Annotated in this window: 19 protein-coding genes; 8 read left to right on the top strand and 11 right to left on the bottom strand. The window is 44.9% G+C overall.

All coding sequences use genetic code 11. From position 1 onward, the window contains the following. Positions 1–76: 76 nt before the first annotated feature. From L4D79_RS15605 to L4D79_RS15595, 3 genes are all read right to left on the bottom strand, one after another. On the bottom strand, positions 77–268 hold the full coding sequence (locus L4D79_RS15605; protein ID WP_428652469.1) for a hypothetical protein: 192 nt from the start codon (positions 266–268) through the stop codon (positions 77–79). A 448-nt stretch (positions 269–716) separates the two neighbouring features. Then, positions 717–1,925 carry a phosphoribosyltransferase family protein gene (locus tag L4D79_RS15600; protein ID WP_428652468.1) on the bottom strand — a complete coding sequence of 403 codons (1,209 nt, stop codon included), beginning with the start codon at positions 1,923–1,925 and terminating at the stop codon, positions 717–719. Between the two features lie 115 nt (positions 1,926–2,040). After that, positions 2,041–2,661: an SOS response-associated peptidase gene (locus tag L4D79_RS15595; protein WP_428652467.1), complete on the bottom strand. Its 621-nt coding sequence runs from the start codon at positions 2,659–2,661 to the stop codon at positions 2,041–2,043. Between the two features lie 130 nt (positions 2,662–2,791). Here L4D79_RS15595 and umuD point away from each other — a divergent pair, with 130 nt between their 5' ends. From umuD to L4D79_RS15580, 3 genes are all read left to right on the top strand, one after another. Further along, positions 2,792–3,202 carry a translesion error-prone DNA polymerase V autoproteolytic subunit gene (gene umuD, locus L4D79_RS15590; RefSeq protein WP_428652466.1) on the top strand — a complete coding sequence of 137 codons (411 nt, stop codon included), beginning with the start codon at positions 2,792–2,794 and terminating at the stop codon, positions 3,200–3,202. A gap of 12 nt (positions 3,203–3,214) precedes the next feature. Further along, entirely contained in the window at positions 3,215–4,471 is a 1,257-nt protein-coding gene (locus L4D79_RS15585) for a Y-family DNA polymerase (RefSeq protein ID WP_428652465.1), read from the top strand. 92 nt (positions 4,472–4,563) lie between these two features. Further along, the gene (locus L4D79_RS15580; protein ID WP_428652464.1) at positions 4,564–5,112 is read left to right on the top strand and encodes a chorismate mutase; all 549 of its coding nucleotides are present in this window, start codon (positions 4,564–4,566) and stop codon (positions 5,110–5,112) included. Positions 5,113–5,229: 117 nt separating this feature from the next. Here the strand turns inward: L4D79_RS15580 and L4D79_RS15575 are convergent, their stop codons facing one another. Beyond that, a complete protein-coding gene (locus L4D79_RS15575) occupies positions 5,230–6,039 on the bottom strand; it encodes an SDR family NAD(P)-dependent oxidoreductase (RefSeq protein WP_428652463.1) in 810 nt (269 codons plus the stop codon). Between the two features lie 153 nt (positions 6,040–6,192). Beyond that, positions 6,193–7,203 carry a DUF2860 family protein gene (locus L4D79_RS15570; protein ID WP_428652462.1) on the bottom strand — a complete coding sequence of 337 codons (1,011 nt, stop codon included), beginning with the start codon at positions 7,201–7,203 and terminating at the stop codon, positions 6,193–6,195. Positions 7,204–7,406: 203 nt separating this feature from the next. On the opposite strand from L4D79_RS15570, the gene L4D79_RS15565 reads away from it, so the two are divergent. Continuing rightward, positions 7,407–8,612: an OmpP1/FadL family transporter gene (locus L4D79_RS15565; protein WP_428652461.1), complete on the top strand. Its 1,206-nt coding sequence runs from the start codon at positions 7,407–7,409 to the stop codon at positions 8,610–8,612. A 446-nt stretch (positions 8,613–9,058) separates the two neighbouring features. Next, positions 9,059–11,476 carry a M66 family metalloprotease gene (locus L4D79_RS15560; protein WP_428652460.1) on the top strand — a complete coding sequence of 806 codons (2,418 nt, stop codon included), beginning with the start codon at positions 9,059–9,061 and terminating at the stop codon, positions 11,474–11,476. A gap of 104 nt (positions 11,477–11,580) precedes the next feature. Here L4D79_RS15560 and L4D79_RS15555 read toward each other — a convergent pair whose 3' ends face one another. The 3 genes from L4D79_RS15555 to L4D79_RS15545 all read right to left on the bottom strand — a co-directional run bounded on the left by L4D79_RS15555 (position 11,581) and on the right by L4D79_RS15545 (position 15,978). Next, a complete protein-coding gene (locus tag L4D79_RS15555; RefSeq protein WP_428652459.1) occupies positions 11,581–12,888 on the bottom strand; it encodes a DUF1501 domain-containing protein in 1,308 nt (435 codons plus the stop codon). Between the two features lie 5 nt (positions 12,889–12,893). Then, positions 12,894–14,843 carry a DUF1800 domain-containing protein gene (locus L4D79_RS15550; protein WP_428652458.1) on the bottom strand — a complete coding sequence of 650 codons (1,950 nt, stop codon included), beginning with the start codon at positions 14,841–14,843 and terminating at the stop codon, positions 12,894–12,896. Between the two features lie 205 nt (positions 14,844–15,048). Then, positions 15,049–15,978, bottom strand: coding sequence for an NADP-dependent oxidoreductase (locus L4D79_RS15545; RefSeq protein ID WP_428652457.1), 930 nt, complete (start codon positions 15,976–15,978; stop codon positions 15,049–15,051). A 103-nt stretch (positions 15,979–16,081) separates the two neighbouring features. On the opposite strand from L4D79_RS15545, the gene L4D79_RS15540 reads away from it, so the two are divergent. Further along, entirely contained in the window at positions 16,082–16,966 is an 885-nt protein-coding gene (locus L4D79_RS15540) for a LysR family transcriptional regulator (RefSeq protein WP_428652456.1), read from the top strand. 179 nt (positions 16,967–17,145) lie between these two features. Here L4D79_RS15540 and cspE (L4D79_RS15535) read toward each other — a convergent pair whose 3' ends face one another. Both cspE (L4D79_RS15535) and cspE (L4D79_RS15530) read right to left on the bottom strand, forming a co-directional pair. Further along, entirely contained in the window at positions 17,146–17,355 is a 210-nt protein-coding gene (gene cspE / locus L4D79_RS15535; protein WP_036830632.1) for a transcription antiterminator/RNA stability regulator CspE, read from the bottom strand. Positions 17,356–17,811: 456 nt separating this feature from the next. Beyond that, the gene (gene cspE / locus L4D79_RS15530; protein WP_107347945.1) at positions 17,812–18,021 is read right to left on the bottom strand and encodes a transcription antiterminator/RNA stability regulator CspE; all 210 of its coding nucleotides are present in this window, start codon (positions 18,019–18,021) and stop codon (positions 17,812–17,814) included. A 556-nt stretch (positions 18,022–18,577) separates the two neighbouring features. Between cspE (L4D79_RS15530) and L4D79_RS15525 the strand changes: the two genes are divergently transcribed. Together L4D79_RS15525 and L4D79_RS15520 are read left to right on the top strand one after the other, a co-directional pair. Next, complete coding sequence (locus L4D79_RS15525) at positions 18,578–18,886, top strand: DUF496 family protein (RefSeq protein ID WP_428652455.1); 309 nt, start codon at positions 18,578–18,580, stop codon at positions 18,884–18,886. A gap of 258 nt (positions 18,887–19,144) precedes the next feature. After that, positions 19,145–20,404 (top strand): MipA/OmpV family protein, encoded by a 1,260-nt coding sequence (locus L4D79_RS15520; RefSeq protein WP_428652614.1) that lies wholly within the window; start codon positions 19,145–19,147, stop codon positions 20,402–20,404. Positions 20,405–20,570: 166 nt separating this feature from the next. On the opposite strand, the gene L4D79_RS15515 is transcribed toward L4D79_RS15520, so the two are convergent. Then, positions 20,571–21,158: an FMN-dependent NADH-azoreductase gene (locus tag L4D79_RS15515; protein ID WP_428652454.1), complete on the bottom strand. Its 588-nt coding sequence runs from the start codon at positions 21,156–21,158 to the stop codon at positions 20,571–20,573. Between the last annotated feature and the right edge of the window lie 431 nt (positions 21,159–21,589).

Here is a 21,589-nt window from a genome sequence, read left to right as displayed (position 1 = left end):
TGTACGCTCAAATATTCAGTATTTCCGCCTTAAACATAGGTAAGCCTCTCTATTAAGGCTTTTGCTAGAGTTAGTTTTAACGAGAGGCTTTGTTCTTTTTAATATATCTAAATACCGTCCAGATGAGATAGCCCACAACGCCGACGGTGAGTGCAGAACGAATGAGAATAGGCGCATCATGCTCAAGTTGAGTAACATGCGGTGCAATACTGGCGTATAATCGACTGGTAAAAAACAGCCCCATAACTAACATAACAATTTTATTCATGTAATCTGCCATTCAAATAGATGCGTTGCACAGAACAAACTATTGGTAGATTGCTCTATTAACGAAAGCAAGCTCTGTTCTGCTCGGACATAAAAGAATGCGCTTCTCAAACGTAGTCGTCAACGCTACATCAATCTAAAGCAGGTAAGCTAACATTGCATTTTTGAAAGTGATTCATTCAGTTAATGGAGAGCTAAGAGATAAGGAATGTGTAAAGGAATCGCAGGTATAAAGGCGTTGATATCAGTATAGTGTGGTCTGTTTTTTCAGTATTTTTCGATTAGAAAAAGTAGGTCATTCCGTCATCTGTATCTGATAGTGATAAGTCTATCTAAAACAAAAAGGGGCAGATCTTAGCTAGACGTCCGCAAAATAAAACGGGCTACCGAAGTAGCCTGTTATTGTTCGTTAAAGCATATTTTTTAGTAAATATTTCATTTACCAGCTACTACAGTTCGGACAGTTGATCAGAGAACCAAATTTTACGCTGGAAGCGAGGGTTCTTTGATGACATGTCAATTTTGTAAGGGTTAGTCTCTTCAGAGCGCTGAGGTAGTTCCAGGATCTTGCACAACTCTTGAGCCAAGAATTTCTCAATTTTCAGTACAACCATTTTCTTGCGCAAACGGCCTTGTTCATCACGGTTCAGGATAGTTGGCATTGTGTTCAGTGTCAGGATCTCGCCCAGTGCAGGGTTAGACATACGCTCACGACCTTCAGTACTAGCGTAGAAGTGTGAGACAGTGAATACCATGTGCTTAGGTTTTAACTGCTGAAGGAACTGACAGGATTTTACTACTGTTGAGCCGGTACGAACCATATCGTCAAATAGAACGATACTAGAATTGTTCAGGTCCTCGAATGTGTCTTCACTTTCTTCGTGAAGAGTGATTTCTACTTTACGTTCAGCGGTACGTTCTTTGTCTAACATGATGAACTTAGCCTTGGTTAGACCAAGTGTGTTGTACATCTCTTTTACGAAGTCGCGAGCACCTTTGTCTGGTGCACAAAGAACGAGACCTTCACCTTGTGGTCCGTAGCTCAAGATATTTGAATTCAACAAGTAGTGGGCGTAAATTTTGTAAGGAATGAGGTTGTAGAAACGGCCACCGAACACTTCGCTAAACATCTTCTGTACAGATACAGAATGGTTATGCACCGTTACGACATCATCAACCCCTGAAAGTTTTAGCATCTGTGCATAGAGCTTAGAAGTGAAGGGTTGGCCATCAAATTTCTTAATGTCGGATACATCTCGTTTACCTTGGGGATCACCCAAATCTGCACGTGGTCCACGATCTTGAGCTGAGAAAAATAAGTCTGGCTCAACCAATACCACACGGCTAGCCCCATTTTCTTTGGCTGCTCGCGCAATGATGAGGTTGTGCATGGCCAATTCCTGGCGGCTGGTAACCAGGTTACCGGTACTAACAATGACAACTGTTTTGCCTTCTAAGCTATTGCCGATATTCTCCATGTCATTTTCATCTGAGATAAAGCGTGGGCAAAACTCAGTGTTCATGAAATGCTTCATGCTGATTACATCGGAGATATCTTCATCCTGGCCCATTGCATATGCGACATCAATCGCGAAAGGGTTGTCGGAAGAATTACTGACAATCACTACATCATCTGATTGTACATTCTGGCTGCTCATGGCATTCCTTATCAATAAGAAGGAGGGTTGGTTGCGTGTATTCTATTACAGAATGAATAAAACGGCAGAGGAAAAGCCAGTTTGAGCGAAAGACTGTAAGGTTAGCGACTAGCTTTCATGCTGGTGTATTCGTTGGATTAATTGAAAGAGTATGCGTTCTGCCTTGATTTTGGACCTGCCGTAATTGAGCTAGTAACAGTTCAATCGACTGTTGGTTCCGTAGCCAGTTTTCAATCTCGTTAACGTCAATCAACAGCGGCATCCGGTGGTGATAAGGCTGGCAAACCGTATCAGCCGCTGTGGTGAGGGTAACCAGTTCGGGTCGTTCTCCATCGGTTGTATCAAACCATAGCCCTGCCATGTACAAAGGTTTGCCACTTTCATGACGGAACAAGTATTTCTGTTTTTTAGGCCCTCCTTCATCGCGCCATTCGTACCACCCTGAGCAGGGAACAATACAGCGACGGTGTTGCATCGCACTTTTCCAAGTAGGTTTATCTGATGCGGTTTCAACTTGGGCATTAATCAATAGCTTCTTTGCCCAATCTGGTTTTATCCCCCATGTCATATCAAATTGCTGTAGGCCGCGGGTGTTGCCGTGAGGGCTATTACAAATTACCGCGACTGTTTGGCTTGGCCTAAGATCTGGGTTATCGGTAGTGCTATAGCGCACGCGTAACTCATCAGAAACCTGATTATTCAGCATGTTAGCCAGAATGTTGAGCCTTCCACACATGGTTTCTCTCCTTGATTCACTTCTAGCGCTATGGGGCAAATAGAAGAGGGTATTGATCAAGGTGCATCTTGACCAATGTTGCATCTAGGATAACAATGATACTGTATAAATAAACAGTATATCGTAAATTATGAACTTTATTCCATTTTATGCCAGTGCGGGGATCACTGGGTTTGAGAGCCCTGCGACGGATTACTTGCAACTTCCTTTGTCGCTGGATGAATTGTTGGTGGAGCACCCAAGTGCCACCTACATTGGCTTGGCACAAGGCCGGAGTATGGAAGGCGTCGGCATTTTTGACGGTGATGTATTGATTGTCGATCGCCACATCGAGGTGAAAGATCACGATGTGGTCGTGGCGAATTTTAATGGAGAGTTTGTCTGTAAGCTCATTGATACCAAGCAACGGCGGCTACTTTCGGCTGCGTCGGGTTATATGCCTGTATTTGTCTCGCATCACGATCAGTTTACCTTGGAAGGCGTCGTAACCCGTTCGATCCGGTGTCACCGGAAGAGCCTGATTTTTGGTGAAAGTAGATAAAGTGAGGCTGTAATGTACGCGCTAGTAGATGCCAACTCATTTTATTGCTCGGCAGAACAAGTGTTTCGGCCAGATTGGCGCAATAAGCCCATGGTGGTTTTGTCGAATAACGATGGAATTATTGTCGCGGCTAATCGGTTGGCCAGAGAAGCGGGGGTGGAGAAATTCAAAGGCTATTTTGAAATGCGCGGCTTATGCGAAGCGAAAGGTGTGATTGCTTGTTCGTCTAACTATGAACTCTATGGTGATTTGTCTGCCAAGATGATGGAGGTGATTGGCCGATTTGCTCCAGAGCAGCATGTGTATTCTATTGATGAGTCTTTTTTGGCTTTCCACCAATGCCAGCAAGCAATACCGGATTTATCCCACCATGCACAATTGCTAAGGCGGGCTGTTTGGCGCGAGTGTCGGTTACCCGTATGCGTAGGAATAGGATCGACATTAACCCTTGCTAAAGTGGCAAACCATGCCGCTAAAAAGGTACAGGGCTACCAAGGTGTGTGCGTGATAGAAACCGAAGCGGAGCGGTATGCGATCTTGAGCCAGATGAAAACCTCTGATGTTTGGGGAATTGGCCGGCGAATAGCTAAACGGCTGGCGTTCATGGGGGTTAACACTGCATTGGAATTGGCTGCGATGAGGCCGGATTTGGCAAGGAAATCATTCAGCGTTGAGGTTGAGCGTACAGTACGGGAGCTCAATGGCGAGGTGTGCAAAGGGTGGGATTGCGCAAGAGCAGACAAGAAACAGATTTTCTCTACCCGTAGTGTCGGTGAGCGGATCACTTGCCCTGATAGTCTGCGCCAAGCGCTGTGTAAGCACGCCGGTATGGCAGCAGAGAAGCTGAGAAGACAGCATTCTCTTGTACGGGTAATGCTGGTGTTTGCCTCGAACTCGCCTTATGACGAGCGGCCGCAGGGATTCAAGCAAATCTATCGCTTCGCTTATCCCACCGATGACTCTACAGCTATTACCAAGGCGGTAGCCTCACTGCTCGATCAAATTTATGCGTCGGGTGTTAGGTATTACAAAATCGGTGTTGGGCTGATCGATTTGGTCAGCGGTGAGCATGCGCAGGGAGACTTGTTTGATGAATCGACAACGAACCCAGCTTTGATGGCGGTATTCGATAGCCTTAACCAGCGTTATGGCCGAGATAGTGTGTTTCTTGCAGCTCAAGGGATTGAGCCAAAGTGGACCATGCGGCGTGATTTTCTGTCACCGCAATATACAACTCAATGGCGGGATATCCCTCGGATTAGATGTTAATGCCATGAGCTTAAGCTATGCATTGATATGCTCATCTGTAGGTTATATGATCGGGCTCAACTTATTGCTTATTGAATTAAAAGGGATAGTAAATGTTTAAAGCAATATCGGTGTTTCCAGCAATCGTAGCGACTTTGATGTGTGTATTCTCACTCCAAGTGCAGGCGACACCTTCGACGAATGAATTATTTAGTACGATCGCCCAACGGTTGAGCTACATGGAAGATGTAGGGTTGTATAAGTCGAACCATCATTTGCCCATTGAAGATGTTGCGAGGGAGGAAGTGGTTATCGATAAAGCGTCAGCTTCGGCGGCAAGTGTGGGGTTGGATCGCGGCAGTGTTGAGGGGTTCTTCCGGGCACAGATCTCTGCGGCCAAAGCTATCCAGTATCGCTATCGTGCTGATTTACTTAATGAGCCAACGAGCAAAGAGCCTCGTGATTTAAAAGCAGAGGTGCGTCCTGCATTGATTGCCTTGGGTAATCAAATTAATCAAGAGATCGTTGAGTACCTAAAAGAAGGTGGCAAGCTGTCGGAAGCAGATTGGAACGCATTTTCTAAGGTGCTAGACATGAACTACCTATCGCAAGCCGATAAGCGTGCACTGTTTGATGCCCTTGCTGGGATTAAGCTGCAATAACCAAAGAAAAGGGTTGGTATTTCCGTTACATACCGACTTCTCTATAACGAAGGGCTAATTGCTAGCCCTTCTTGTCATTAAAGGCGAGATTGAAATAGCGATGAGCGGTAGAGTGGGCTACTTCCGGAGTTTTTCCAGAGCAGCATCCATTGCAGCCATTACTGCCTGGACTTTTTGATCGTTCAATGCGTCGGGATGTGGCTGTCCGAATTGGCCGATATCATTATCAAAATACTGGCCATGAGCATCGGCAAATTCATCAGATAAAGCGCCGCGCACCAGTATATCGGCCCCGACACTAAGATCACTACCAGCGATACCAAATGCACTTTTCACCATCTTACTGCCAAGTAGCGATTTTGGGTTGACTGACGCTATCATTGGACCGCTTTCTTTCAGCGCAAGTCCCATACTGCGAGACCACATGGTGATCGCCAGTTTACTTTGTGCGTAAGCTTCGCCTGCTGATAAGGGAGCATTGCCAGCAAGTGCATCTAAGTTTACGGTTGCTTGTGCTGCTGAAGAGAGGTTAATCACGCGGCCGCTTTGTCCCAAAACAGAAAGTAACGCCTTAGTCAGTAGATACGGGGCAAAGGTGTTAACGGCAAAACGGACATCAAAGCCATCATTCGTCGCTGTAACGGGTGTGTTGTAGACACCAGCATTATTAATCAAAACGTCTAATTGAGAGTGTTGCGCTTTGATTTCATGGGCAAGCGTATTAACTTCTGACATTTTTGATAAATCAGCCACATAAGTTTCAACTCTCCCGCTACCCTGTAACTTTGTGAGTTGCTCTTCCACGTCTTTGAGCTTTGCAGGATTACGACCATGCAAAAGGACATGATGGTCTTGAGATACGAGCATTTTGGCTGTTTCGAATCCGATGCCATCGGTTGAGCCAGTAACAATAATTACTTTTTGCATTGCTGTATCCCTTGATGAAGTCATTAAACGTTATGAATGGTAGCAGCTATAAAAAAGTTGAAATAAAACAATGATAATGGCGCTCAAATAAACAACGCCAGGATCCTTTTAATGCGTGATCCTGGCGCTATTAGGAGGATAGCTTGTTTTGATTCAGAAGCGATAGAGTAGTCCGACACTGAACAAACTCACTGACCCATCGTAAAAATCGACGTCACTATCATCATCAAACCAAGCAACGGAGCCGTTCGCTAGCCAATTCTTCCAGCCAAAAGGACTGGCATAAAAGGCCGTGAAGCTCGCCCCGAGTTGGCTGCTATCTATCTTTTTGTCATATAGCGGGTGAACTTCATCAAAAGAAAGTTCAGAGAGGTGGACGTTAGTGACAAAACGCCAGCGGTTGATGGAGTAGATATAGTTTGCGCCGAGAGTATATCCGTCATAAGACATGGCATCGCCATCGCTGTCATGATCGACAACGGAGAAAGAAGGGACTAAACGGTGTCTGGGTAAATCCCATGCAAAGGTGTATTGCACAGCGAAGCGGTGAAAATCACCATTGCGGTTGAGCAAAGCGAGTTCCTCGGGTTCCAAGCCTTGCGATATACCACTTTGCTCATTATCGATGTCGACATCTCTATATGAGTACCGTAATTCAAGGCCCGTACCGTACATACGATCCCAAATCAGGCGATAACCATTAGCGGTACGATCGGTTTTAGTTCTTGGCGTATCGGTTAGGAAAGGGTCAGCCCAAACTTCAGTTGCCATTGGGGTATAAAGGAAGCTTGCCCCCAAGACACCGGCTTTGCCAATTTCTTGTCGTATGCCCGCAAGGGTTGAGAAATCGAAACGAATATAGTCTTCTAACTGGTTACCAATGAATATTTGGGTTCGAGTATCGGCGAATGTATACGCTATTTCTGCTGCGATGACTGGAATTGCAGAGTCTTCACTGCTGGGCTTATCATTGATCGAATTTAATGTGTTGTTGCTTAAGTCAATCGAGCCAAATTTGGCTAAATTATTCGATTCAACACTCATACCACCGATACCGACGTTAACAAAACCAGAAAAACCACTTTCAGTTGGAATAGGCTCTATGGCATAGGCACTAGAGACAAAGGCGCTTGTCATGACGAGAGGCAATATCGGCCGCATCATATTAAGAATCCAATTTTATTTACTATGGTTGTGTTAAAAAACTAGGAGAGTTTCTCAAAGTTGTAAAATGCAGGGGGCGATTTTCTTATATTTAATAAGTCTGACTCAAAACTGAGTAACATTAGCTGAACGCTATAAAATGGGGCGGATTTCACTGCTAGTCTTAACCAACAACAGGTCCTAGTAATAAACAGGGCATTTTGGTGAAAATAGCAATTATCTCTGTGCTTGTTTTATCTATAAGTTCAGCCTACGCAGCGGCCCCGGTTTTTACACGCTTGTTTGCAGCTGCAGACAGTGCAGAAACCGCCTATCTTACACCGGCAGGTATGACGCGACTTGACGACCATTCGTGGGTAGTTTCTGGTTTATTGTTTCAATACCTAGGTGAATTTGATATTGACGACAGCTTGACCACAGTAAGTGGTGGAGCGCCAGATACTGGCAGTCCTATATTGGTTCCCTCAATGTATTATGTTCGGGTAATTGATCCAGATTGGCGCGCAGGCGTCGCCTTAACAATTCCATCGGGTTTTGGGTCTTCAAGCGGGGGAAGTTGGGCCGGTCGTTATTACACGACGGATTCGAGCCTTATTTTAGTCAGCCTAAGCCCATCATTGGCCTATCGGATAAATGAACGCTATTCGCTAGGGCTTGGGCTCAATATTAATTACACCACCTCTGAGATCAGCTCGGCCATTGCCAATAGTGACCCAAACCGGCCAGACGGCAATTTGGATGTCGAATCTGATGGGTTAGGTGTTGCACTGGTATTGAGCGCCTTAGTGGAGTGGTCGCCGACGACACGTTTTGCCATTAACTGGCACTCTGAATCTGATGCTGACAGCACCCCTGATGTGAAGATTAGCGGCTTGGATGCGCCAGATGAGGCAAGGGAACAACTCGAAGCGGCAATCAGCAGCCTGAGTATTACCAGTAAGGTGCCAGCCCAGTTTCAATTTGGTGCCTATCATCAGCTGGAGAATGATTGGGAGATCACTTTCGATGCGATATGGGTGAATTTTTCAGAGTTTGGCATTACGGAAATAAGCATTGTCGATAATAAGGTTGTGGCTCCAGATGAGTGGTATCAAGACTTCTGGGTGTTTACTGCGGGTTTGTCGTTTCCTGTCAGCGAGCGAATAACAGGACGAGTTGGTGGGCTATATGCTCAGCCAGCTATTAGTGATGAAAACCGAAGTTTCTCGTTTGCTCTTGATAGGATCTATGGGCTGGGCGCGGGCATTCAATATCAGTATCAAAGTGGTCATAAGCTGGATGTGAATCTCAATCTGTTTGATACCGGGAATGCACCAATAGACACTGGCGACGACCCTGCACGAGGACGTATTGTCGGCGAATATGACGACCATTACGCATGGGGGCTAGAAGTGAGTTATCACTGGTAAACCTTAGTTATTGTTGGTCATTGAAAGGGGGGGAGCTTATCAAAATTTAATACTATAAATACCTATTATTCCTATTGAGTTATCAACCCCACATTTTCCGATTAATCGCTGGAACTAAGATCAATATTGCAACGTATTGTATATGCGGGGGTGAATATCAGGTGCCTATATTTCTGAACGACATCTAATTTTCAATACAAGGAATCGTTCACATGATAAAGCTTTCTTTATCAAAATGGTCAAGGGTGCTGCCGTTGTTATTCCTCGGAGGGACGATAAGTAGTCAAGCATATGCTCTTAGTGGCCACATCGAATATGGGCAAACACATATTATTGGGCAAGAGGAGCAAAGGCTGGCTCCAAAGGTGATGGCAAATAGAACAACATTGCTCATTTATACCCCAGAACGTGCTATTACTACGAATGAAACATTATGGATTCGGGGGATGCGACGGGATGGAAAATTATTACCAGCGCTAAAAATGTCCCCACCCAATGAGTTTCCAGCCTATAAAGAGCAACGTTTAACAGAGGTACCACTAGCCCCATATAGTGAGCAGGCATGGACAATCACACTGCCTCACTACTGGGTGACTCACGGTGTATCTTTTGAGTTATTTGCAATAAACGACAAGACAGGCGAAGAGGACACCTTCTCTTTTACTGTGCCTGACTTGGTCTCAAATGTTCCCTATCATATATCCCGTTTAAAGATATTTGCTTGGTATGGCAAGTGGTATGAGCAGGAAGACCCGACTTATTTCCATACCAATGATGGTCAAAAGATCGCGCGCGATTTCTTCAATATAGCCCCAGCGAGTACCCTGACATTTTCAGATTACGGTGTACTGCACGTTGATGAATTTTTGATCTCTCATGAGGGTAAAGTCATTCGTGTTACCAATGATGATGAGTTCAAGTCTTATGGCAAATCATACTACAGTACAATGCTCAAACCGCTCACCATTGCGGGGGCACAGAATGCTAACTATGGTTGGGGTCTCGTACCTAGCGGCATGAAAAAACAGCCACGAGGACAAATTACTCACGTCGGCATGGGACGCGCCAATAAATCGGAAAATGGTAGCCGTGATCTTGCCGATCAAGGTGTCGCTGGCGGCTCGAATGGCTGGTCTGCGGTATGGTGGGGCTCCGACTGTAACAATACTTTTGAGCACGAGCTTGGGCATGCTTTTGGCTTGAGTCATTTCTTCGACGGTCATGAGATCTCCTGGGGGATTGAAGATGAATACCCCAATGGTCCAAGGCAACTCGCAAGCCACCCATCACCATTTGATACGCTTTCACAACAGCCACGCACTTGGTACCGTGTCAACAGTAAGGGGCCCATTCTAGAAAATGGTACTTTATCGGGAAAAAATGAGCCAATGAGCTATATCGGTTGGTCATCGCCGCGAGATGTCTCTTGCTTTCATGGTTATACCGGTTACTTTGCGCAAAAGGCGCAAAATGGTTTGCAATCACGCCCGGTCATGAAAGAGGTCAACGGCACCGCTGGTTTTTATCAATGGGAGTATGAGCAAAACAGAGACTTAGATGTTAGTGACCGATACGATATCAAACTTGATAAAGTGAATACTCCGGTGATCTTGATTACAGGGCAATTGGCTAAGAATGGTGAGCAAGGTATTTTATTTCCGGGTGTATTGAATGCCAGAGGGAATACCTTTAAGCATGCCTCAGCGACAGAGCCCAATCTAGATGCTCGCTATAACGGGAGTCAGTTCTATCTTGAAGTTAATTACATTAATGGGTCAACAGAGCGCTATCTAATTAGCCAAGCGTTAGATCCAGATTCAAGTAGTCTTTATACCTTCGGCGTCAATTTACCCTTCGATTTGGATAGCTCGTTTAAAGATCTGCCTTATCGCGTAGCGCTATATAAAACGGAACAACCGTATCCCAGTATTGATATCAATAAAGTCACGATGCTCGCTGAGCGAACCGATCTTCATGACTACAATGAGCCAGAAGTGCCAGTAGAAGTCGGTGAAGAGATGGCAGGCTACACACACATTGCAATCACCAGTCTCTGCGTCAACCAAGATTGCACTGAACAAACTGTTGAAGTGCCATACTTTACCGAGACAGGTGCAATTACCCTTGCTGGCTTTTTCGAAGCACCAAGTCATGTCGCATCACAGCTTATCAATAGTGGTTTGCCTAATCGTTCATTAGTCACCGTAATGACGGACGATAAACGTTGGATTGAAATGGAAGTTGTGCGCCGTATCTATTTCAATGATGGCAGTTGGCTTGACTTAGCGGTAAATGACATTGCTGAAGTAGATAATACTTATTATCAATCACTCCGTTTCACTATACGTAAAGCCGATAACCCAGGCCTGTTTGATAGCTCGGATCGCTTTGTCTCAACAATGTGGCGCCAAAATGGGATGAAAACCTATCGTGCGTACAATGGAGTACTTGAGCAAAGCTCTGGTAATGAGTTAGAAATCAAATTTGACTTTGTTTCACCTCGTACTGTCGGTGATGCATTCTATCGCTTACCCAATGGTGATGAGTTCTACTTCGCGAATGACTTTGGGGAGACACTCAACATTTCTTACAATGGGCTGAGGGATATTTGTAATCAATTCGACGGTTTTGCACATGATGCAGAGTACAGCTTACTGTTTGAAAAGTTTGGTCGATTAGATAAATTCTTTAGCTTGGATTCATCAAGGTCGACAGATTTTTGGTCATCAGACGGTGACGGGAAACGCCAAAGCTCGAGCAGTAGTGCAAATATCAACCGTTTTTCAGGGGGGACTTCCAAGCCGACTTGGGAATGGAAATACATGGATGGGCTGGGAGCTGTGTGTGTCAGCTATGATAAATAGCGCCATGCTGAAGTTGGTATGGGTAACGTATCGATAGGTTGCCCTTACAAAAAGAAGGATGTGACAGTATTTCACATCCTTCCTTCATTTTGGTAGTTAGTTGTTCAGCTCAAAAAGCCCAGTGTTTTTTGATTGAAGTTCGCGAGATTGGGAAAGAGACTATCGAGTGTGTTCGTAGGGGCCCCGAACCAATGGGCGAGTGTCGCTGCTACTTGATCAGCAGAGGTGGTTGGGATCATGCGGCCATTATTGTTGATCGACCAGTTACCATCATGAACCAAATCTGGAATATCGCCGTAGTACCGTCCGCCTAGAACGGCATCGCCCATCATCAACTCATGGCCAGCCCAACCGTGAGCAGTCCCCGTGCCATTGGTGAGCTGCGAGCGGCCAAAATCAGACATGGTGAAGGAAGTAACATTGCTGCCGAGCCCTGATACATCCAACTCTCCCTGGAAGGCTGCCAACGCATCTGCTAGCTCCTTGTATAAACGCTCTTGGGCTGCTAATTGGTTATTGTGAGTGTCATAACCGCCTTGTACGACATAGAAAATTTGGCGTTGCTGGCTTAATGCGGCATTGCCCTTGATCACTTTGGCAACCAGTGCCAACTTGCTAGCCAAGGATGTTTTTGGAAATGAGGTCGTTAGTTCGGCTTCGAGCAAGGGATCTAACTGTGCGCCGGAAGAAAGCATTTGTTGTTTGATGAGGTTGATTTGTTGTCTGAACAAATTAGTACGCTCAACAGCCATATCGTCTTTGAAGGTTTGCTCTAGCCCTGCCGCCAAGCCGAAGGCATTGATATTGGCACTTTCCGATAGCAACACTTGTTGGTAGCTGTTTGATAACAAGAAGTCGGTTTCTTCTCCGGTACTATAAGCAGGGCTGAAATCATAGACAGGTGTGGCCAAGGTATCGAGCATTCTACCTGCCCAGCCTGTCTCGATGTTTCCGCCGACAAAGCCACTTCTTTTGGCTGCTTGCATATCGGCATGCGACCCTAAACGAGAAATCGACGGGACGGTTTTGGCCTCAAAGTCAGCCCGATCGCCAGCGGCAATCAAGTTGCCGGTATTGACGATGGCGGTCATTTTCCCTTGGGCAAATAAATCAGACAGCGGGCTTAGTGCCGGATGAGCCCCAAAGGCGAGATCACCACCGATACTAAGATCTATCAAATGGTTCTTATCGAGGGCCAGAGCCCCTTTAGCGGCACTATACTCATCATAACGTGCAGAGTGTGTAGGGATTAGCATGTTGTGCGAGTCGTTGCCGCCGGCAAGAAAAACACAGACTAAGGCTTTGTAGTCGCCTCCAGCAGCCATGGCCAAATTGCGCATGCCAACTCCGGTTGATAATGAAAGTAAACCTGCTGTAGCAAGGGATTTTTTCAAAAATTCACGTCTTTTCATTATCGTTACTCCTGAACCAAATACTCGGGTGAGGTGACGGTGAGCCAGATCATGCCTTTGCAGCGGATACGACCATTGTTAGCCCCAATAGAGTCCGTAAATTGCCGGTAGGCATTAAGCATGGTGTCACTGATGGGGCGGTGGTAGAAGGTTTGCTCGAGATAGGTCATTTGCTCTTCGAACTTGGAGACGTTGCTGTTTGCATAACAAGCGGAAATATCGACTTTGTTGTTTTCGTTGACTTCCGGAGTGTCGTAATTTTTGTTCTGGGAAATAACTGAATTGAGAATATTGCTAAATGCCTTGAATGAAGAGGCATTGAGAACGGTAAATTCCGGCGCTGCCAGACCCGCGTCATTGAGACTGCCTTCCGGTGTGTCTTCGGGACGGTAGAAGTTGAATACTGACGGTGAGCCGAGCGGTATTTGGCCGTATGCCTCGGCAGTATTGATGTCTTGGTAAAAGCCATCAAGATTCCCTCGCATCGCCATAGCCCGGGCAAGGTTGGCCATTACTATAAGGGGCTCTTTGAGTTTATCGGCGTCGCCACTTCGCGCTTCTTCATCACTCAAAATGGCCTTGGCCACCATGGAGAGATCGCCTCGAACACCTTTTCCATTGTTACGAAAAATGTTGGCGATACGTGTAATGTATTCGGGTGAAGGGTTGGATTTTACTAAGCGTTGAATAAGGATCCGGCTAACAAAGGGTGGGGTATTAGGATGGTTGAACAAGAAGTCGATGGCAAGATTGAGATCTTGTTCCGCTGATTGCCCCCCGGTAAAGGTTATTCCCATTACTTGCTTACTGCCACTATCATGGCGGCCTTCGTTAGGTTGCATGGAGGCGAAAAGTTCGCCATCGCTAAGATTATTCCAATCGGTATTACCAGCCAGGTGCCATCCGGTGAGCACGCGGGAAAACTCACCGACATCGTCCTCGCTATAACTGGCAATTGGGTTACCATCCGTTGCTAGGTAGGGGCTGCCATCTGGCTTGAGCTCATCTAAGCCGATAGTAAAGAGCTGCATTAACTCCCTGGGGTAATTTTCATTAGGGCGGATACCTTCAAAGGGGTTTTCTTGCTGGCTGCCGATAGCCGTCAGGTAGTACCCCATCGCAGGGTGGCGGGACACATCAAGTAGCAGATCCCGATAGTTGCCAAGAGCGTGGCGGATCAGAACATCATAGTAATCGGTAAGCAGGCGGGGATGCTGGCTCAATGTTGCATCTTTTTCTGAAACCACCAGAATTTGGCTAAGGGCAAAAGCCATACGTTGGCGGAGCTGATCGGGAGCATTGATACTCTTGTCCCACCATACTCGATATCGGGTTTTAGCCTCATCGTCGGCGCCGTAAGCAAGATAGTTGTCATAGCGGCTCAGGTGATAGCTGGGCTCGATTGCTACTTGTTCGTTAAACCAATATTCAAAGCCATTTGTGCTCAGCATTGCAGGTTCGCCAACTTTCGGGCCAAAGGTCGCCTGAAATAACAATGATGCTGCTTGCGTGGGCGTGAGTGATACTTCGGGCAGTTCGGTAGCGGGTGAGGTAGGGTCTATTCGTGGGTAGACGAGTGAACCTGAGATATTGTTATTGGGTTCAACGATCCAGGTAAAAGGACCGTAAGTACTTGTTTCTGTGCCGTCAGTTACCGTAAAGGTGACATCAGGGTAATAACCTTCTGAACCCTGAGGTGGCATTCGGTCAGCCCAAGGTTTAGCCCAGAATATGCCATTTCCATTGACCCAGATAAAGCTGGGTAAATTCTCACTAGACCAACTTAGTGTTCCTTCGCCATCGTAGTTTACTGGGATTTTCCAGCGATATTTTTCGCCAACGATACCTCGTGGTGGTTGTATATCGGTGGGAATTTCTAGCTGTGCGTAGCTTGGTAGGGATAGAGTAAAAAGTATGGTTATCAACAACCATGCTCTGGACTTGAGTCGTTGCATCCTTGCCTCCTTTTCTGGTTTCTTTTGTAATTTTTAGCAGGCAATGAAAAGGAGGTGATAAAGATTCATTCGTGGCGTGAATGTATGGGCTGGGTATCACGTTTGACCGCGGAATATTGCTTGCTGTTGGATGAATAAGAAGAGATGTCGTTGAAGCAAACAGGCACCGATTATGGTGCCTGAGGGAGCGGTACGACGACTCGTTTTATAATGTAAAAATGAGCTTGCCTCTGATATGACCATTGGCGCTTAGACTAAAAGCGGCTTTATGATTTTCAAGCTCAAAGGTCTGTTGAATATTGGCTTTGAGTTTGCCTGAATCAATGAGTTCGGCAATGTGTGTTAGCTGTTCTCCATTACTTTGAACAAAGTGGAAAAGGGCGTGAATATTTTTCCGCGCCGCCAGCGTTTCCGTCTCTTCGGATAAGCCCGTGATCGAAACTAAACGGCCACCAGATCGAATAATTTGCAATGAGTCTATTTGTGCTTGACCACCCAGTGTATCGAATACCATATCGACGGGACTGTTCTGTAAGGTCGCGGTGATATCATCATTATGGTAATCCAGCACGACGTCAGCACCGAGTTCATGCAAGTAATTTTCGTTATGGGATGAGGCTGTTGCAATAACATAGGCACCTATCGCTTTAGCCAACTGAACGGCAATATGACCGACGCCACCAGCGGCGGCATGGATCAGGATGCGCTGCTCTGCTTGCAGTTGCCCGATAGAAAAGAGAGATTGCCATGCAGTCAGGCTTGCCAGTGGATAGGCCGACGCTTGCTCAAGAGACTCACATTTCGGTGCAAGAGATAGCGCCGAAACGTTGACTCTGCAATATTCAGCAAAGCTACCGTCAAAGCCAATCTCTGCCATCGCATAAACCTTATCGCCTACGTTGAATTGTTTAACGTTGCTTCCAATATGCGTAATTGTGCCTGATAGATCAGAACCTAAGGTCAAGGGCAGTGGTTGGTTGATAAGAAATGCTAGCATCCCGTCTGCAATTTTCCAATCCACAGGGTTAATACCTGAACCGGCGATCTTAATTAATACTTCATCATCGGCAATGGTGGGTATAGCAATATCTTGGAGAGCGATTTCGTTTTTTTCATTAAGTTGAAGTGCTTTCATGCGAGTCAGTTCCTTCTTTTAGCTTCCCGGTGATAGTATTTTTTCCAGGCGCGATGATAAAGCGGCACAATGTGCAGACAGTTGTTCCGAAATGGAAAAGGTAATGGATAAACTAGAGGCAATGGAAATGTTTGTTAGAGTGGCTGAAGCTGGAAGCTTTTCTAAAGCCGCCTATGACCGAGGCTGCTCTCCGTCTTTTGTTAGCAAACAGATATCTTTTTTAGAAAAGCAACTGCAGGTCAAGCTAATACACCGTACCACACGGTCATTACATTTGACTGATATTGGGATGCGGTATCTTGATGAGTGCCAGTCTGTTATTCAGCAGTTAGCCCTGGCAGAATCGAAAATTCAAGAGGCAGAATCATCACCTTCAGGAAGACTGAGAGTGAGTTTACCATCTGTATTCGGTGAACAGGAGATCATGGAATTATGCAGTCAATTTATCGCAGCATACCCGAATATTGATGTGGACATTCATCTCGATGACCGCAAGGTTGATTTGATTGAGGAGGGGTTTGATGTTTGTATTCGAGCCAGTTTCAGCCACCCAGACTCGAACTTGGTTATGAAAAAACTGGGGACGTTGCCCATTCGTTTGTACGCATCAAAAAGTTATGTAGAGATTAACGGTTATCCAGAAAGCGCTGAAGAACTAGCAAGCCATAACTTTATTGCCCATGCTTTTGCCAATTGCAATTTACTTTCGTTTAAAGGCAAAAGTGGGATAGAGAGGGTGTCCGTCCGGCAAAAGGCACGTGTTAATAATACATACTTTGTCAGGCACCTTGTTAAAAAGGGCCATGGCATTGCATTTCTGCCTGAGTATATGAGCCAAGGCTTGCCTGAACTGACGGTGTTGCTTTCCGGCTACACGCCATCGACGTTAGACATTTGTGCTATGTATCCCGATCGCCTTTTCATTCCAAATAAGACAAGGGCTTTTGTTGCTTTTTTTAATGAGTGGTTTCAACAATTTCTCTATTGAATTATGTAAGTATATAAATGAGTTTAAATTGTCCACAGTGCACTCAACGGTGTGGGAATAACCGAATGTATAACTAAGAGAAATGGGTAAAAAGTTAGTTTGAAATTATCGAAGCTGGTGGCAGGATCAAAAAAGGGCGCCCTAGGGCACCCTTTCAAAATTCTTCACGTTAACGCGAATTAGATGCGCTCAACGTTAGCAGCTTGAGGACCTTTCTGACCTTGTTCGATGTCGAAAGATACTTTCTGGCCTTCAGCTAGAGATTTGAAACCTTCACCAGCGATAGCACGGAAGTGAACGAATACGTCAGCGCCGCCGTTGTCTTGAGTGATGAAACCAAAACCTTTCTCGTCGTTAAACCACTTAACGATACCAGTTGCTTTAGACATGGAATGTCTCCTGAATCAAAAAATTAATAAACGCGTGTTGCGTACTTAAGCCATCATAATGAATTACTTATGGACAAAAGAATGTTGAGCTCTTCAGGACAACGTCGCTCGGTGAAGCGGTGTAACGAAGTTTTCTATTTCAATTTGTTGCATAAATAGGTCTGCATTTCAGGCCAAGCACATTAGGCCATACGGGAGGGAGGGTGGCAAGCAATTACTTTAAAATTAAGTCATTCATATCGAAAAGTGTGATTTGGATTGTACTGAAGCTGTTGTTTTAATGATGGTATACAAGATGTTTTCGCTGTTTTGATTGATTTCACAGTAGATTAGAGCAGAAGGTCGAAATTCAAGCAGTTAATTTAGAGGGGGATAATAAGCGTACAGTTAAGCTGTTAATGTAGAACGTAAAAAAGGGCTTAAAAAGCCCTTTTATCCAAGTGGGAACAGAGAAAATTAAACTTTTTCTACGTTCGCAGCTTGCAAACCTTTTGGCCCTTGCTCTGTCTCATAGCTTACTTTTTGACCTTCAGCCAAGGTCTTGAAGCCATCGCCAGTTATTGCACGGAAATGAACGAATACATCAGCACCGCCGTTGTCCTGTGTGATGAAACCGAAACCCTTTTCTTCATTGAACCACTTAACGGTACCTGTTGCTTTAGACATGTTGTCTCCTGGATAACTTACATCTGTACATATGCCAATACTATCTAATCTGTAACAATTGAACCCTTATACACCGGTTGGACTTGCAAAAAGAATTGCTAGACGAAGTGATTCAGAAGCCAATGTCATATCAGTGCCAAACAGTATTGCTCACTTCAAAGATTAGGCAGCATTGGGCTAATTGCAAATAAAAAAATAAGAAATTTGTGGCGGCTTTCACAGGATTTTGTAGAACCTGAACCGACACTTAAATAATCTCACAAATTTAACGAAATCTTACTTTTAGCTTTATACCCAAGTGACGTCAAGGTGCTTGGGTATAACTCCCTCCTAGTGGCTCAAGGTACTAGATTGATGAGCGTATGAGGGTGAATTAAGTGTCTTGAGATAGTTTTGGAATATTCGTGTTACAGGAAGTGTATCGTTCAGTTTGATGAAATAAGTCAATGAAGCAGGCAGTTTTGGTTTAACTGCTCAAAATGTGACTTGAGTGGCAATACAAGTTTCTGCTATAACGGTGGCAGTTAGGTTTTGTAGATTCATATAAGGACAAATAATGAACACTATCCTAGAGTTAGTTCGTCAAACTCGTCGCAAGAACAAGCTAAAGCGTGAGATCCTAGACAACGACCGTAAAGTACGCGACAACCGTAAGCGTGTTGAATTGCTGGAAAACCTACTTGACTATATCAAAGCTGATATGACACATGATCAGATTGTCGAGATTGTTGAAAACATGAAAGGTGACTACGAAGATCGTGTTGATGACCACATCATCATCAGTGCTGAGCTTTCTAAAGAACGCCGTGAAGTTAGCAAAAACGTTAAAGATCTGAAAAAAGCAGAGATTGCTTCTCAGCAGTAATAGTGAAATAGATTCATATAAGCCCGATCGTGATCGGGCTTTTTTTTATGCTTTTTTTACCTCATGTCGACAATAATGTACTTAAATTCAGGTATATATAAGCTGATAAAAGCTATTATTACAGTTATGGTTATTTTTGAGGGGTTTTGATTGTCTAAACATCTTGGGCTCATCGCTTGCTTGCCATTCGCAGCATTGGCTGCCGATACAGAAAATCCTCCCGTATCGATAGATAAAGAAGAGAAGCCGTTAGGCTATATCTCGGTTGATGACTTGCGGAAAAAAAGAGACGGTGAAGAAAAGTGGGGGCTCGCTGCCGTCATGCGGGGAGCATCGATTCCTTATGCAACAGAATCTGTTGTAGAAGATTCAACGGTATCAACCTTTGTACCCATGATGTTTTATCAGGGAAACCGTCTGTTTATTAACGGTACGGAAGGTGGCCTTAACCTCTACCGTGCGCAAGATTGGGAAGTTAATGCTCTCATTCGAATGCATTTTATCGATATACCGTCTTCTTTTCAGAATGAGATAGGTGGCGATACAGCGGATTACGGATTCCAGTACAAATATCATTGGGACGAAAATTATTATACCGACTTTGAACTGCTTGCGGATCCTGATGGTAGGTTTAGCTCTCAGTTTTCCATCGGTGGAGACTATCAATATGATGACTGGCGCTTTCTTCCCAAGGCATCCTTAATTTGGAAAGACAGCGATTACAACAGTTACTACTATGGGCTGAATCTAGAGGAAATTGATTCAGGGGTAGACCTGAAACTGGGCTCTGCTTTTAGTTACCATGTCTCGTCCAATTTGTATGTCGTGGGTGGGGCTTATGCTCGCTACTTCGATAGCAATACCCGTGATGCCGCCTTGATTAGTGACAACTGGCAAGGTGAAGCTTATCTTGGCTTTGGCTTCTTTAATGATGCCAAGAAATCGAGAAAATCGAGTATCAGTAATAAGCCGTATTTGCGCGTTGCCCATGGGTGGGCGACACCCTCAAATATCGGTGAAATTTTCTCAGGCAATGCAGAAAAAGACGAGTTCAATAATCAGTTGACCTCTGTGTTTTATGGTCATCCTTTGACTGATGAACTGTTTGGTTTACCGCTGGATATCTATCTGACTCCTGGCTTTGTATGGCATTGGAGTTCTGATGTTCAAAGCTCAACGCAAGAATATGTGATGGCGATAAAAGCGTATTACACCTTCACGTGGCCGGTCCAATGGCGCTTTGGTGTTGCCGAAGGCTTGTCTTATGTCAATCGCATTACTTACATTGAACAGTCAGAAATGGATCGAAAAGGGTACGAACCAAGTAAGTTGCTTAACTATTTAGATTTCTCTTTTGATATGAATCTTGGTGATGTTTTCAACCATAAACCGCTGGATGGCGTGTGGCTAGGTTATAGCTTGCATCACCGCTCAGCGATATTTGAAAGTGCTTCCCAGTTTGGGCGTATTAAAGGCGGGAGCAACTACAACACAGTGTATGTGCAGTTTGATTTCTAGGGCTGTTACAGCACGAAAATAGATCACAAAAAAGCCTTACCCATTAGTGAAATCACAGTAGCGAGTATGGGTAAGGCAATGATTGTATACCCCGTAACTTAATGTCACTGGGCATAAGCAGTACCGATAGAAGGCACTGCTTACTATTCGAAACTGATTTTGTAAATTACTGAGCGAGGCTTTCTAACTCTTGCTTCGCTTGAGCAATGCCTTTTGCTGCCATCTCATCGCCCATAGCCAGCGCTTCGCTATAAACCACGTCAACATCAGTCATGCCAACAAAGCCCAAGAATGTTTTCAAGTAAGGCACCATGATATCGGTGTCGCCACCTTTGTGCATCCCACCACGTGTGGTAACCACAATGACTTTTTTGCCTGTTAATAGTCCAACAGGACCATTCTCTGTGTAGCTAAAGGTAACGCCGGCACGGGCAATCAAATCAAACCAATTTTTAAGCTGTGTCGGAATAGAAAAGTTATACATCGGTGCGCCAATAACAATTGTGTCACTGACATTGATTTCATTGATTAACTGATCAGAAAGCGCAAGTGCTGCCTGTTGTTTTTCATTCAGGTTGTCACCTCCACGCAAGCCACTGGCAATTTCGCCATCCAAAACAGGTACTGGCTGAGCCGCTAGGTCACGCTCTATAACGGCAGTGGTGTTTAATGAATTAACGAGGTGATCGATAAGACCGTTTGATTGCGAGTAGTCACCGAGAATGCTTGATTTTAGTACTAGAACGTTTGACATAGTTTGCTCCTTGAAGTGCATTGCCGTTTGGCTTGGAACTAACTATACGAAGGGACGACTTTTGAAGATAGCGGAAAAAATCGGTGAAGTTATTCGAAAAAACTGAATAGTGATTTTTGCAGTTAAGCTTCTGATTTATAGTATCTTTATTGGTTGGAGTGAAAAGGTGGTGAAAATTTGCTTGGAGTATGAACGGAAAAATAAACAAGTCTTGAATGACGAGAGTGGGGCCGGAAAGATAAAAAATAGCCCGAAACGACTCCTGTTTCGGGCTTAGGGGAATGGCTCGTGAGAGCCTTGCGCTAACTGGTTAGTAAATGGAGATCAATTACACTATCAATGTTAGTTCAAGCAGTATGATTTGCCAGTTTTACCACTAAGAATGTTATTCATCTCTGATACTTAACAAAAATATCCTGTTATTTGAGCAA

Source organism: Photobacterium satsumensis (assembly GCF_050336935.1).
Lineage (GTDB): Bacteria > Pseudomonadota > Gammaproteobacteria > Enterobacterales > Vibrionaceae > Photobacterium > Photobacterium satsumensis.
This window is presented reverse-complemented; position numbering and strand designations above follow the sequence as displayed.